This window comes from Sinorhizobium fredii USDA 205 (assembly GCF_001461695.1).
GTDB lineage: Bacteria > Pseudomonadota > Alphaproteobacteria > Rhizobiales > Rhizobiaceae > Sinorhizobium > Sinorhizobium fredii.
Genome location: NZ_AUTC01000136.1, coordinates 23,325 through 37,896 on the forward strand (window position 1 = coordinate 23,325; position 14,572 = coordinate 37,896).

The 14,572-nt window shown below is 63.5% G+C and carries 12 protein-coding genes; 4 read left to right on the forward strand and 8 right to left on the reverse strand.

The window, feature by feature from the left end:
• Positions 1–18: 18 nt before the first annotated feature.
• Positions 19–1,194 (forward strand): 1-deoxy-D-xylulose-5-phosphate reductoisomerase, encoded by a 1,176-nt coding sequence (dxr, locus tag N181_RS15180; RefSeq protein WP_014329990.1) that lies wholly within the window; start codon positions 19–21, stop codon positions 1,192–1,194.
• 22 nt (positions 1,195–1,216) lie between these two features.
• Here dxr and hemA read toward each other — a convergent pair whose 3' ends face one another.
• The 4 genes from hemA to N181_RS15200 all read right to left on the reverse strand — a co-directional run bounded on the left by hemA (position 1,217) and on the right by N181_RS15200 (position 6,343).
• A complete protein-coding gene (gene hemA / locus N181_RS15185; protein WP_014329991.1) occupies positions 1,217–2,431 on the reverse strand; it encodes a 5-aminolevulinate synthase in 1,215 nt (404 codons plus the stop codon).
• Between the two features lie 208 nt (positions 2,432–2,639).
• Entirely contained in the window at positions 2,640–3,437 is a 798-nt protein-coding gene (locus N181_RS15190) for an FAD binding domain-containing protein (protein WP_060563536.1), read from the reverse strand.
• A 15-nt stretch (positions 3,438–3,452) separates the two neighbouring features.
• Positions 3,453–5,798, reverse strand: a complete 2,346-nt coding sequence (locus N181_RS15195) for a xanthine dehydrogenase family protein molybdopterin-binding subunit (protein WP_037397997.1) — start codon at positions 5,796–5,798, stop codon at positions 3,453–3,455.
• Positions 5,799–5,854: 56 nt separating this feature from the next.
• Entirely contained in the window at positions 5,855–6,343 is a 489-nt protein-coding gene (locus N181_RS15200) for a (2Fe-2S)-binding protein (RefSeq protein WP_014329994.1), read from the reverse strand.
• Between the two features lie 428 nt (positions 6,344–6,771).
• Between N181_RS15200 and N181_RS33170 the strand changes: the two genes are divergently transcribed.
• A complete protein-coding gene (locus N181_RS33170) occupies positions 6,772–7,023 on the forward strand; it encodes a glycine zipper domain-containing protein (protein WP_014329995.1) in 252 nt (83 codons plus the stop codon).
• A 146-nt stretch (positions 7,024–7,169) separates the two neighbouring features.
• Here the strand turns inward: N181_RS33170 and N181_RS33175 are convergent, their stop codons facing one another.
• The 3 genes from N181_RS33175 to N181_RS15220 all read right to left on the reverse strand — a co-directional run bounded on the left by N181_RS33175 (position 7,170) and on the right by N181_RS15220 (position 9,391).
• Complete coding sequence (locus N181_RS33175) at positions 7,170–7,595, reverse strand: DUF1801 domain-containing protein (protein WP_014329996.1); 426 nt, start codon at positions 7,593–7,595, stop codon at positions 7,170–7,172.
• A 54-nt stretch (positions 7,596–7,649) separates the two neighbouring features.
• Complete coding sequence (locus tag N181_RS15215) at positions 7,650–8,222, reverse strand: DUF1801 domain-containing protein (RefSeq protein ID WP_014329997.1); 573 nt, start codon at positions 8,220–8,222, stop codon at positions 7,650–7,652.
• A gap of 104 nt (positions 8,223–8,326) precedes the next feature.
• The gene (locus tag N181_RS15220) at positions 8,327–9,391 is read right to left on the reverse strand and encodes a sensor histidine kinase (RefSeq protein WP_037436634.1); all 1,065 of its coding nucleotides are present in this window, start codon (positions 9,389–9,391) and stop codon (positions 8,327–8,329) included.
• A gap of 300 nt (positions 9,392–9,691) precedes the next feature.
• Between N181_RS15220 and N181_RS15225 the strand changes: the two genes are divergently transcribed.
• Positions 9,692–10,486: a DUF899 domain-containing protein gene (locus N181_RS15225; protein WP_037398004.1), complete on the forward strand. Its 795-nt coding sequence runs from the start codon at positions 9,692–9,694 to the stop codon at positions 10,484–10,486.
• 173 nt (positions 10,487–10,659) lie between these two features.
• Here N181_RS15225 and N181_RS15230 read toward each other — a convergent pair whose 3' ends face one another.
• Complete coding sequence (locus tag N181_RS15230) at positions 10,660–12,213, reverse strand: acetolactate synthase large subunit (RefSeq protein ID WP_037398006.1); 1,554 nt, start codon at positions 12,211–12,213, stop codon at positions 10,660–10,662.
• Between the two features lie 365 nt (positions 12,214–12,578).
• Here N181_RS15230 and N181_RS15235 point away from each other — a divergent pair, with 365 nt between their 5' ends.
• Positions 12,579–14,492 (forward strand): autotransporter assembly complex protein TamA, encoded by a 1,914-nt coding sequence (locus N181_RS15235; protein WP_080577638.1) that lies wholly within the window; start codon positions 12,579–12,581, stop codon positions 14,490–14,492.
• The last annotated feature ends 80 nt before the right edge of the window (positions 14,493–14,572 follow it).

Here is a 14,572-nt window from a genome sequence, read left to right on the forward strand (position 1 = left end):
AGAATACGGGATTTGGCAATGGCATCCGGCGACGAGAGCAAGCGCCGTCTGACGATACTGGGCTCCACCGGGTCGATCGGAACCAACACGCTCGACGTCATCGAGCGGCTCGGCGGGCGCGACCGTTTCGAAATCGCTGCCCTGACGGGGAATGGCAACATACCGCTCCTCGCCGACCAGGCGCGACGGATGGGTGCGGAACTGGCGGTAACCGCCGACGAACACCGCTACGGCGAACTCAAGGATGCGCTTGGCGGCAGCGGCATCGAGGTAGCCGCCGGGCGGAGCGGCCTGATCGAGGCGGCCGAACGGAACGCCGGCTGGCTGATGGCGGCGATCGTCGGCAATGCGGGGCTCGGCCCCACGCTTGCGGCTGCCCGCCGCGGCGCCGATATCGCGCTTGCCAACAAGGAATGTCTGGTTTCCGCCGGCAGTCTGTTCATCGACGCAGTCGCCAGGGGCGGAGGCCGGCTGCTGCCCGTCGACAGCGAGCACAACGCGATCTTCCAGGTGCTGGAGAACGACCAGCGCCACGCCGTCGAGCGCATCGTCCTGACGGCCTCCGGCGGCCCGTTCCGCACCAAGTCCCTCGAGGAGATGCGGCATGTGACGGCCGACATCGCCCGTGCCCACCCGAACTGGTCGATGGGCCTGAAGATCTCGATCGACAGCGCCTCGATGTTCAACAAGGCGCTGGAAATGATCGAGGCGCGCCATCTCTTCCGCCTGCGCCCCGACCAGATCGAGGTGATCGTCCATCCGCAGTCGGTTATCCATTCGATGGTCGGCTACAGCGACGGATCGGTACTCGCCCAGCTCGGCTGCCCCGACATGCGGACAGCGATCGGCTATGCGCTATCCTATCCGAAGCGCTGCGAGCTGCCGATCGAGCGGCTCGATTTCGCCAAGCTCGCCCGGCTCGATTTCGAGGCCCCGGACGAGACGCGCTTCCCGGCACTCGGCCTGGCGCGACGCGCGATGGAGGCTGGCGGCAGCCAGGGTGCGGTGTTGAACGGGGCCAAGGAGACGGCGCTCGAGGCCTTCATCAAGGGCCGCATCGGCTTCCTTGCCATGGCGGACATCGTCGAGAAGGTGATGGACAGGCTCTCCGACCTGCCGGCCGCCGTGACGATGGACGACGTGTTCGCGGCGGATGAAAAAGCCCGGCAGACGGCTGCCGGGCTGATCCACTAAACAGAATTCGGTTCGCCGAAGCTTACGCGACAGCCCTCGCCAGCGCGCAGCGCGACCACAGCGAATGCAGGGCGCCGACCAGGTGATCGATGTCGGCATCCGAGTGCAGCGGCGTCGGCGTGATGCGCAGGCGCTCGGTCTTCTTCGGCACCGTCGGATAATTGATCGGCTGGACATAGACGCCGAAATGGTCGAGCAGCAGGTCGGAGATCCACTTGCACTTGGCCGCGTCGCCAACGATCACCGGGACGATATGGCTCGGATTGACCAGGTGAGGGATGCCGCGCTGGTCGAGCAGCGAGCGCAGCCGCCGCACGCGCTCCTGATGCGCGAAGCGTTCGAGCTGGCTTTCCTTGAGATGCCGGATCGAGGCGAGCGCACCGGCGGCCAGCGCCGGCGGCAAGGCGGTCGTGAAGATGAAGCCGGAGGCGAAGGAGCGGATGAAATCGCAGAGCGCCGCCGAACCAGTGATATAGCCGCCCATGACGCCGAAGGCCTTGCCGAGCGTGCCTTCGATCACCGTCAAGCGGTGCATCAGCCCTTCGCGCTCGGCGATCCCGCCGCCGCGCGGACCGTACATGCCGACTGCATGCACCTCGTCGAGATAGGTCATCGCCCCGTATTTGTCGGCGAGATCGCAGAATTCCTTGATCGGCGCGATGTCGCCATCCATCGAATAAACGGATTCAAAGGCGATGATTTTTGGCGCACGCGGATCAGCCGCCGCCAGCTTCGATTCGAGATCGGCCACCGAATTGTGCTTGAAAATGACGCGCTCGCATTTCGAATGACGGATCCCCTCGATCATCGAAGCGTGATTCCCGGCGTCCGAGAAGACGATGACACCAGGAATCTTCGAACAGAGCGTGCCAAGCGCGGCCCAGTTGGAGACATAGCCGGAGGTGAAGAGCAGCGCCGATTCCTTGCCGTGCAGGTCGGCAAGCTCGCGCTCGAGCAGGACGTGGTAATGGTTGGTGCCGGAGATGTTGCGGGTTCCGCCGGCGCCCGCGCCGCATTCGTCGATCGCCCGCTTCATGGCTTCGGTGACGATCGGCGACTGGCCCATGCCGAGATAATCGTTCGAGCACCAGACCGTGACTTCCTGGCTTCCGTCGGCCGTGTAGCGCGTCGCCTTGGGGAAATCACCGCGATGGCGGGCGAGATCGGCGAAAACTCTGTAGCGGCCTTCCTGGTGCAGCCCGTCCAGCTCGTTCTTGAAGAAACTCTCGAAATCCATCATCAACTCCAGTGCCTTGCCGTCTTTTTCCTTCAAAGCGACCAGGGGTCAACCCCGGAATGGCCCCTGCGCCTGCGGCAAAAGGCCCCTAGTTTTGAACTATTCCAAAACAGCTAGCGCAACTCAATCCCTTCAACTTTGATCGAAGTCAAGCAATTGTCACAAAGGACGGCCGCAGCCGCCCTTTTTCACGACTTAAGTAGGCCCCTTAGGCCGCCGCGACGGCGCGCTTCGTCATAACCCTGACGAGGTTGGCGCGGTAGGCCGCGCTGGCATGAAGGTCTGTCAGCAAATCCGATGCATCGACCGTCACATTCGCCACCGCATCCGGCGACCAGTTGGCGGAAAGCGCCGCCTCGAGGCCCGGATGGCGGAAGACGCCGCTCGAGCCGGCCCCGGTCACCCCGACCCGGACATCACCATTGTCGCGCCGGGCAACGAAGACCCCGGCCATGGCGTAACGGGAGGCCGGATTGGGAAACTTCTGGTAGGCCGCCTTGGCCGGCGCATCGAAGCGGACGGCGGTGATGATCTCGCCCTCCTCCAATGCCGTCTCGAACAGGCCGGTGAAGAACGCGGCCGCCTTGATCTCACGCCTGTCGGTGACGATCACCGCATCGAGCGCCAGCATGGCAGCCGGATAGTCGGCCGCCGGGTCGTTGTTGGCGATGGAGCCACCGATGGTCCCCATATGGCGCACGGCGGGGTCGCCGATGTGACCGGCAAGCCCGCAAATCGAGGGACAGATGGCCCGCAACGCGGAAGAGGTGGCGACCTCCTCATGCGTCGTCGCGGCGCCGATCCGGACCGACCGGCCGTCGACGGCGATCCCCTTCAGCTCGGCGATGCGGCGAAGGTCGACAAGATCGCTCGGCGCGGCGAGCCGCAGCCGCATCGTCGGGATGAGCGTCATGCCGCCGGAGAGATATTTGCCTTCCGTCGCAGCGCCCATCATTTGCACCGCTTCCTGGATCGAGGCGGCCCTGTGATAGTTCGTCTGGTACATGTTCATTCCTCCCGGTCAGTTGGCGGCTTGAGCGGCTGCCCAGACCTTTTCCGCCGTCGCCGGCATGGTCAGCTGATTGTTGCCGATCGCATCGGTGATCGCGTTGATCAGCGCCGGTGGCGAACCTATCGCGCCAGCCTCGCCACAGCCCTTGACGCCGAGCGGATTGTTCGGACAGGGCGTGTTGGAGGTCGACACCACGAACGACGGCAGGTCGTCGGCGCGCGGCATGGCGTAGTCCAGATAGCTCGCCGTCAGCAATTGGCCGCTGTCATCATAGCGGACCCCCTCGAGCAGGGCCTGACCGATGCCCTGTGCGATGCCGCCATGCACCTGCCCCTCGACGATCATCGGATTGATGATGTTGCCGAAATCGTCTGCCGCGACGAACTGCACGACCTTCGTCCGGCCGGTCTCCGGATCGACCTCCACCTCGCAGATGTAGCAGCCGGCCGGGAAGGTGAAGTTGGCCGGATCGTAAAACGCGCTCTCCTTCAGCCCCGGCTCGAGGCCCGGTGGCAGATTGTGGGCGGTGTAGGCGGCAAGCGCCATCTGGAACCAGGGGACCGACTTGTCGGTGCCGGCGACCTTCAGCACGCCGTCCTCGATGACGATGTCGCTTTCGTCCGCCTCCATCAGATGCGCTGCGATTTTCTTCGCCTTCGCCTCGACCTTGTCGAGCGCCTTGGCGACGGCTGACATGCCGACCGCACCGGAGCGCGAGCCGTAAGTGCCCATGCCCATCTGCACCTTGTCGGTGTCGCCATGCACGATGTTGATGCTGTCGATCGGCAGGCCGAGCCGGTCGGCGACGAGCTGGGCGAAGGTCGTCTCATGTCCCTGGCCGTGGCTATGCGAACCGGTCATCACCTCGATCGTGCCGACCATGTTGACCTTGACCTCGGCCGATTCCCAGAGGCCCACCCCGGCGCCGAGCGAACCGACCGCTGCCGACGGCGCGAGCCCGCAGGCCTCGATGTAACAGCTCATACCGATGCCGCGTTTCATTCCGCGTCCCTCGGCCTCGGCCTTGCGGGCCGCAAAGCCGTTCCAGTCGGCCGCTGCCATCGCCGCGTTGAGAGATGCTTCATAGTCGCCGGCATCGTAGTTCATGATCACCGGCGTCTGATGCGGGAAGGAGCGGATGAAGTTGGTCCGCCGGAGCTCGGCCGGCGAAAGGCCGAGCTCGCGCGCCGCCGTCTCCATGGTCCGTTCGAGAAGATAGGTCGCCTCCGGACGCCCCGCGCCGCGGTACGCGTCGACCGGCACCGTATTGGTGTAGACGGTGCGGACATTGGCGTGGATCGCCGGGATATCGTATTGCCCGGAAAGCAGCGTCGCATAGAGGTAGGTCGGCACGCAGGAGGAAAACAGCGACATATAGGCGCCGAGATTGGCGATGGTGTCGACCTTGAGTGCGGTGATCCGGTTGCCGGCGTCGAAGGCCATCTTCACGGTCGAGACGTGATCGCGGCCATGCGCGTCGGTCAGGAAGGCTTCTGTCCGATCGGACGTCCATTTGACCGGCACGCCGGTCCGCTTCGAGGCCCAGAGACAGACGATCTCCTCCGGATAGATGTAGATCTTCGAGCCGAAGCCGCCGCCGACGTCGGGCGCGATCACCCTCAGCTTGTTTTCCGGCGCGACATTGTAGAAGGCGCTCATCACCAGCCGCGCCAGATGCGGGTTCTGGCTGGTCGTATAGCAGGTGTAATGTTCGTCGCCGGCATCGTAGATCCCGAGCGTGGCGCGCGGTTCCATCGGATTGGGCGACAGGCGGTTGTTGAAGATCTTCAACTCCGTCACATGCGCCGCGGCGGCGAGCGCCCGGTCGACGGCAGCTCCATCGCCGAGTTCCCAGTCGAACACCAGATTGTTCGAGGCTTCCGGGTGAAGCTGCGGCTGCCCGTCGGCGAGCGCCTGCACCGGATCGGTGACGGCCGGCAGGGGGTCGTAGTCGACGACGACGGCTTCCGCCGCATCGCGCGCCTCGGCGACACTGTCGGCTACGACGATCGCCACGGCATCGCCCACATAGCGCACCGTCTTGTCGGCAAGCGGCCGCCAGGCGCCCATCTTCATCGGCGAGCCGTCCTTGGAGTGGATCATCCAGCCGCAGATCAGGTTGCCGATGCCGTCGGCCAGCAATTGTCTGCCGTCGAGCACGTCGATGACGCCGGGCATCGCCCTGGCTGCCGTCGCGTCGATCCCGGCGATCGTCGCATGCGCATGCGGACTGCGCACGAAGACCGCATATTTCATGCCGGGCACCGACATGTCGTCCGTGTAGCGCCCCTTGCCCGTCAGGAACCGCCTGTCTTCCTTGCGCGCCACGCGCGCGCCGATGCCATCAACGCCCATTGCCTATCTCCTCCCGAGACCAAGCGAGATCCTGGATGATACGAGCGGCTTGCCGCTCATTCCGCGGCCTGACGCGCGCCGCCCATCTCGTGGGCCGCGGCGAGGATCGCCTTGACGATGTTGTGGTAGCCGGTGCAGCGACAGATATTGCCTTCGAGTTCGGCGCGCACCGTCGCCTCGTCGAGAGCGCTGCCGTGGCGCTGGATCATGTCGACCGCCGTCATCACCATGCCCGGCGTGCAGAAGCCGCATTGCAGGCCGTGATGCGCCTTGAAGGCGGCCTGCACCGGATGGAGCTCGCCGTTTTGCGCCAGCCCCTCGATGGTGATGACCGACGAACCTGCTGCCTGGGCAGCGAGGATGGAACAGCTCTTCACCGATTGACCGTCCATATGGACGACGCAGGCGCCGCACTGCGATGTGTCGCAGCCGACATGCGTACCGGTCAGTCCGAGGTTTTCGCGGATAAAGTGCACCAGCAGCGTCCGGTCCTCACAGACGCCGCTCACCTGGCGGCCATTGACCGTCATTGTTATTTTCGCCATTTCGCTCCCTCCGGGGTCGGTCCGTACCAACGCGAGCGCGGCTTCAAATCGGGTGAGATATGTTCACGCGACCGAAAGTACGCGCCTGATATCGATGCCCTCTGCCAGCGGTCCGCTCCTCCCGGACCGATTGGCGACGTTGTATCATTTGTCTTTTTTCCGAATGCCGCAACCGTCTCGGCCGCAGAACGGCAAAAAAATCCGATATCGCATGTAACGCCGGAAACTGCGCCTTCATCTTCTGTTCAGGAAGGATCGCATTATCTTGCGGCCGGACGATCGCGCCGCCTCCAGTGGACTTTCCTGGGCGGCGGGGTATTTTCCGCATTGCAAGTTCAAGTGGAGGACGCGGGGTTGCGTCTTGCCGCCATCACTCATGAGACGGACGAAGCGATAGGCTGACATCCGTAGAGATCGGAGAGGACTACATGAAGAAAGCCATCGCACTTGTTCTGGTCGCCCTGGCGGTCGCAAGCTGCACGCAGACGGAAAAGGGTGCCGGCATCGGCGCCGCGTCGGGCGCGATCATCGGCGGCGCGATCACCGGGGACGTGCGCGGTGCCGCCGTCGGCGCGGCCATCGGCGGTGTTTCGGGCGCCGTCATCGGCCATGTCACCGACCAGCCGGGCCAGTGCTACTACCGCGATCGCTACGGCCGCCGCTACATCGACGCCTGCTGATTGCCGCGGCAATCGTCGACCCAATGGCCCCGGAGCGATCCGGGGCTTTTCTGTGTGCGGGGGGCGGTGAACGGCCGCCTTGCGGCTGGCGGGGATCCGGGCGGCGCTGCGCCGCAAGCTCGAGTGGTCGGCTGCATATGAGGTGCTCAGGCGCTCTTTGCTTTCTTCTGAGAGCGGCCAGTGGCTCTTACCGACAGGTTCAGGGTCACGGCGGCGCGAATGAGCGCCTTCAACGCCTGTTCATCGATCCTGTCGCCCTCATGGATATCGATGGCCCGCCTGGTGTTGCCCTCAAGGCTGGAATTGAAGAGGCCCGAAGGGTCTTCCAGCGAGGCGCCCTTGGCGAAGGTCAGCTTGACGACACTCTTATAGGTTTCGCCGGTGCAGATGATCCCACCGTGCGACCACACCGGAACGCCTCTCCACTTCCACTCCTCGACCACTTCATGGTCGGCTTCCTTGATGAGCATCCGTACCCAAGCGAGCGTTTCGCCCCGCCAATCGCTCAACTCTTCGATTTTCGCATCGATCAGTTGAGAAGGAGCGTTTTCTCCTTCGTTCGAGCCGTTCATCCTCTTCTCCGTGTTTGTTTTCATGGTTGCCGTCACGCACTTCGCCTTCGCCGCTCACATTCGTTCGCCGGGCAATTGGCTGGCTTGCTTCACCCAGGCGGCGAACTGAACCTCGTCGAGCTCATCGTCCTCGTGAATATGGAAATAGCGCACCTCCTTCTGCTTCGACTCGCCGGGCGGCACAGGACTGAGCGACGCACCGCGAAAGAAAGCCACCTTGATGTATTTCGTGAAGCAATGGATGCCGAGGAACCAGCTCTGCTCCTCCACTCCGTATAGCGGCGAGTTCCATTTCACCGCCTTGCGCACCTCGGGGACGGTACGCTCGATGAGCGCGTCGAGGCGTCGCCCGACCTCGCTTTTCCAGCCCGGCATGGCCGCTATGTAGGCCTGCACGGGCGCGTCGCCGTAGCCCTTGGCGATCTGCGGATTGCCGCCTGAGAGAAGGGTCGGATTCGCGGCCGTCGCGGGGCCGTTGCTCTTGGTTGCCGCGGCTTTGCGCACCGCCGGCAATTCCTTCGCCGCGGCATTGGCGGGCTTGCGGGCCGATGACTTGACGCCCGGCTGGCGCGGCTCGGCCACCTTCACGGTGACTTTCGTCGGCTTGCTGGGCGACTTGTCGGCCATGGAACTCCCTCCGCTGATAGACGACAGGTAGTCGAAGATAGTTCGATTTCCAGGGATGTCGACCGACTACAGCGCCCGCGCATCCTAGCGGACGCGGCGTCAGATCAGGTGGGCCGGCGCTTCGGGATCGCACGCGTTCGCGCGATTGCAATCGTCGTTCCCTTCGGGCCGGCGCTCGTTTTGAGCTGGGCATCCAGTTGCTCGACAAGCGCCTTGACGATCGTGGTTCCCAGTCCTGGGCTCATCGTCGGATCCGATTTACCGACACCGTTATCCGACACCGTCAGCTGCCAATTGGCGGCGTTGACTTCGTATGTGACGAGAACCTGGGCATCGGGATGGGGCGTTGGAAAGGCGTGTTTTATCGCGTTGATGAGGAGTTCCGTTACGATGAGACCGATGTTGACCGCTGCGCCCGAATCCACCTCTGCATGATCCGCAATCACTTTTACGCCGATTTGGTCCCGCCCCCCAATCATTGACCCAGCAAGGCTCTCGCACAGCTTGCTCAGATAGGAACCTACCTCGACCTTGTCGACGGCTGCGGACGAGTTCAGGTGCTGCTGCACCGCCGCGACGCTCATCACGCGCTGCCGCGCATCCTCCAGATGGTGTCTGGTTTCTTCGGAACTCACCGCGCGCGCCTTGAGCATCAGAATGCTCGCAATGATCTGGAGGCTGTTGGCGACGCGATGCTGGAGCTCCTGAAGAAGAACATTCTTCTGGTGCAGCAATTCTTCGGTTTGCGCGTGGAGCTCGTCTTTCTCGCGCTCCGCCAGCCGACGCGCGGTGACATCGACGAAGCCCAACAGGATTGTGGAGTTTCTCCTGCCGTCAAAGGGAACGCTGCGCGCGCTGAGAAGCATGATCTTCGAGCCGACATTGGGGAAGTCGTGCTCAACCTCGAAATCCTCCATGGGCGTCTTTTCGCCCACGACTGTTCCAAGGAGGCTGCGCAGCACGGGAATATCCCACTGGCCATTGCCAAGTGCGTAAAGCGGCCGATTGAGCGTCTCGGCGGGATCGACGTTGAAGGTCCGATAAAAGGAACGGCTGGCCATGACTACCCCGAGCTTGTCGTCGAGCACGACAAAAGGCTCGGGAATAGTCTCGACGATCGCGACCGCCAGGGTGCGCACGTCCTCGATACTTTTGATCCTCGAAATCATGTCGAAGCCGTCCGGGAAAGAGGTGGAACGGAGGGAAGGCCTAAGTGTTTAACTTTGTACGACGAACTCGCCGGATCGACAAGAAATCGCAGATTTTATCGATGGAGATCACGACATCGATCCCATTGTCTGTGCACGCGTCACGGCTGCAAACAGCGACGCCGCCGGAATACCGTCACACTTGTTACTCGCACCATCGGTTTTCCGGTGCCAAGCTACCCGAAGACCAAGCATTCAGCAGCGAATTGCGCCTCGACCGCGAGGCGCGGCAATTCGCACAAGATTGGAGGTTCCGAAGCCATGACGATACCAACCGAGAACGGACGGAAAGACGGACAGGCCGTCATGCACACGCCACCGGTTGTCTCGACCGAGGCGTGGGAGGCGGCACGCAACGAGCTGCTCGTCAAGGAAAAGGCCCAGACTCGCGCCCGTGATGCGCTTGCCGCCGAGCGCCGGCGCATGCCGTGGATGGCGGTTACCAAGGACTACGTGTTCGAGGGGCCCGCGGGCAAGGTCAGCTTCACGGACCTGTTCGACGGCCGGCGCCAGTTGATCGTCTACCGCGCCTTCTTCGAGCCGGGCGTGTTCGGCTGGCCCGACCAGGCCTGCCGGGGCTGCTCCATGGTGGCCGACCAGGTCGCTCACCTCGCCCACCTGAATGCCCGTGACACCACCCTCGCCTTCGTCTCGCGGGCGCCCCGGGCGGATATCGCCCGGCTGAAGAAGCGGATGGGCTGGGAGATGCCGTGGTTCACCATCACCGACAGCTTCGATGCCGACTTCGGCGTCGACGAGTGGCACGGCACGAACGTGTTCTACCGCGACGGCGACCGCGTGTTCCGCACCTACTTCCTCAACAACCGCGGCGACGAGCAGATGGGCAGCACCTGGAACTACCTCGACATCACGCCGCTCGGCCGGCAGGAGGTCTGGGAGGATTCGCCCGAGGGCTACCCCCAGACGCCGACCTACAAGTGGTGGAACTGGCACGACAGCTACGTCGAAGGTGCCGCGCCCGACAAGAAGTGGGTCGAGGTATCGGATGCCGGCGAGGCGGCGTTCCGGGACGAGGACGCGAAGACAAAGCCCTGAGCCAGACCGGTTCGGGTGGGACGGGCGGCGAAGGTCGGCCGAGGGAGTCCGCGACCACCCGTACCGCCGCGAAGACCAGTCACTCGCGCCCGCAGGCTGCGTAGGGAGCCGAAGCGCGGCTCTCACCGTTCATGGCTCTCCAAACATCCAGAGCGGACGCGTCCAACTCGAAGTCAGATGACCGCCTCGACAAGAAACGGTCCGCGACGCAACAGAACGCTGTCGAGGAGATCACCAAATTCCTCACAGGAATTTGCACGTGCCGCCTCAACCCCCATGCCTCTTGCGATTGAGACCCAATCAAGCGGTGGTTCGTCCAGCTCCAGCATTCGCCGCGCGTTTGTTCCAATCGCCTTGACGCCGACATTCTGCATTTCGGCCTGAAGGATGGCGTAGGCGCGGTTGGCGAAAATGATCGTTACCACATCTAGATTCTCCCGCGCCTGCGTCCAAAGACCTTGCACCGTGTACATGGCGCTTCCATCCGCCTGCAGGTTGAAAACCTTCCGATCGGGGCAGGCGATCGCGGCTCCGATCGACAAGGGAATGCCGTCGCCGATCGCGCCGCCCGTTGTCATGAGATAGTCATGCGGCGCGGCGCCTGCAGACAACGCAAAGAACCGGCGAGCCGAGGTGATAGCCTCATCGCAAACGACCGCATTCTCCGGAAGTTTTCGGGCCATCATGACGGCGATAGCGTCGTCGGTCAGCTTTCCTTTGGGAATAGACTCTTCGGAAGCAATTTTTGAAAGCGGGAGCAGCTGCGATCGAGTTGCGCCCAGTTCGTCGCGGAGCGCTTCCAACGCGCCTTTCAGATCTTCCCCGTACCTTGCCAGAGTGAGCACCTTGCAGCCGTCGCGAACGAGCCGTCCGGGCTTGCCCGGATAGGCGAAGAAGGCGACCGGCTCCGGAGCACCAACCAGCACCAGCACATCGATATCGTCGAACAATTCCAATGCGGCGTCGATTGGATAGGGGATACGAGTCGGGGCGACGCGCCCGGCACCGCGCTCCATCCTTGCTACCAAAACCTCGCTGAACAGGCGTACATCGCAATGCGCTGCGATTTGTCCTGCGATCAACAGGCAGTCTTCGCGTGCGGCGGCCCCGCTGACAAGAACTCCGACCCGACCGGGGGCGTTGCGGATGGCTGCGGCGACCTTTCGCACGATATCAATGCTGACCGTAGCCGGCGCGGGGAGGACTACCCTGTTCGGCCGCGTGGGAACGACTTCGCCCCACGCGGCATTGGCCGGCAGGATCAACGTCGCGATGCCTGGAGGCAAGAGCGCGGCGCGGTAAGCGGCCTCGGTGGACAGCGCAACATCTTCCGGACCGCCGATACGATGCACCCAATTGGACATGGGAGCGGCCAGGCTCTCGATGTCGGTGGTGAGCGGAGCGTCGAGCGGAAGATGGTAGGAGGCATGATCGCCGACGATATTTATCATCGGAACGCGCGCGCGACGGGCATTATGAAGATTGGCAAGACCATTTGCCAAACCTGGTCCAGTGTGGAGCAATGTGGCAGCGGGGTGGTCAGTCATGCGCGCGTAGCCATCTGCGGCTCCGGTGACGACGCCTTCGTAGAGGCCAAGAACACAACGCAGTTCCGGCTTGCGATCAAGCGCCGCAACAAAGTGCATTTCCGACGTCCCCGGATTTGCGAAACACACCCTGACATCGTTGGCCAGGAGAGTATCGCAAAGGCTATCCGCTCCCTTCATCGCTGTATCCTCCGCCCTTCGATACCGTCAGCCTTGCAGACTGAGCGCCTCAGCGCAACTCCACGTACCGCCAGTGCCGGGCTCACCAGCAAAACTTGTTGGCCGGATTGGAGGCAACACGAAATTTCTAGGGCATTCCGGACGAGGGCCTATGGCCGCTTGGGGCCGGAGCCACCCGGCCCCTCTTGTGCCCGAAGCACCACAGAACGAGTCCTTTTTGCCGAAAATCCGACCCGAATCGCCGCTCCGGGGGTGGATGCGCCGGTCCCTGATCGTTAACAAATGGAAAACTTTGCCCTGCTAGAGTGCCCATTGCCGCACATGCAGGTAGTGAGTAAGGAGTCGCCTGAAACGGGATGCGGAGGATGTCTCCACCACACTCGAGTACTGCGTATTGGAAGGCGGCGACAGCACTCGCTCTTGCGGCCTCGACGGCGCTCGGGCCGATTTTCGTCGGCCAGGCCCATGCGATCCGGATCTTCGGCATGCGCTTTTTCGAGAGCGCCGAAGAGCAGGTTCAGGTTCTCGACCCCGTCAACTACACGCTTACCTTCGAGCCCGGTACGGACGACGAAGAGCTGCGCGAGGCGCTTGAAAATGCGTCGCAGCTCAACCAGGATCAGGAAAAACCGGTCTCCGGCGACCTCGGCCTTCTGATCAAGGCGCGCGACGACCGGGAGCGGCTGCTCGCCGCACTCTATGAGAAGGCCCGCTACGGCGGCACCATCACGATCCTGATCAATGGCCAGGACATCGACAGCCTGCCGCCCGATCCTTCCTTCCCCGATGGCCAGGCCGTGCCGGTAACGGTGCGCGTCGCACCGGGGCCGGCCTTCACGCTCGATGCGATAAAATTCGAGGGCGATGCCGCGGGGCTCGATCCGGCGACCTATGATCTGACGCGCGGCGCCCGCGCCGACTCGACGCTGATCATCAAGGCGGGCGAGCAGATCGTCGTCGATCTCAAGGAACAGAGCCGGCCGCTCGCCAAGATCGCCGAGCGCAGCGTTGTCGCCGACCATGCCACCTCCACGGTCGACGTGACGATCAGGGCCGAATCCGGACCGGTTGCGCCTGTCGGCGACCTCACCGTCACCGGTACGAAGACCGTCGACCCGAATTTTGTCCGCGACTATTCGCGGCTCAATCATGGCCGGCCCTACTCGCCGGAAAATATCCGCAAGGCCGCCGAGCGGCTGCGGACGCTGAACGTCTTTTCCAGCGTCACGATCGTCGAGGCCGATCAGCTTGCGCCGGACGGCACAATCCCGATGAACATCCAGGTCTCCGAAGGCAAGCACCGCTATTTCGGCTTTGGCGGCCAGGTCTCGACGACCGACGGCCTCGGCCTGCAGGGCTATTGGGGGCATCGCAATCTCTTCGGCCGGGCCGAGTCGCTCCGGATCGAGGGCTCCGTCGACCGGATCGGCGAGACCACGGATGTCGGCGGGCTCGACTATTCGGCCGGCATTCTCTTTGCCAAGCCCGGCGCCTTCGGGCCGGCATCGACCTTCACGGCGAGCGTCAAGGCAGCCATCGTCGATCCGGATGCCTATAATGCCAAGACGATCACCGCCGCGGCCGGCGCCGCTTTCGAGCTTACGCCCGAGGATACTGTCTCGGTCGGGGCGGAGCTGGGCTGGGCCGATATCGACGATGCCTTCGGCTCGAATTCCTATCTGACCGCCGCGATCCCGCTCGAATATGTCCGCGACACGCGCGACGACAAGCTGAACGCCACGGAAGGCTACCGGGCGATGATCAACGCGAAGCCGAGCTACGAGATCGAGGGCCAGACCTTCTTCAGCTCCTTCGAAACCTCCGCCTCCACCTATTATGCACTCGGCAGCGAGAACCGATTCGTGCTGGCCGGCAAGCTTGGCGCCGGGGTGCTTGTCGGCGGCGACGAGCTTTCCGACATTCCGGCGACCCGGCGCTTCTTCCTCGGCGGCGGCGGCTCGGTGCGCGGCTATTCCTTCCAGGAGATCAGCCCGCGCAATGCCGACAACGAAGAGACCGGCGGACGATCCTATGTGAACGGATCGCTGGAGGTCCGCATTGCGGTCACCGACACGATCGGCATCGTGCCCTTCATCGACGCCGGCAGCGTATCGACGGGCACCACACCGGATTTCTCGGACATACGCGCCGGAGCCGGAATCGGCCTGCGCTATGCGACGCCCTTCGGGCCCATCCGTCTCGATTTCGCGGTTCCGCTCAAGAAATACCCGGGCGGCACCGAATACGGCATCTATGCCGGCATCGGCCAGTCTTTCTGAGGCTGGGCCTGGGATGTCGTGGTAGAATAGCATTCCGTCCAAGCGCGATGCGCTTCCGTCCTGCCGATTCCAGAGCGGCG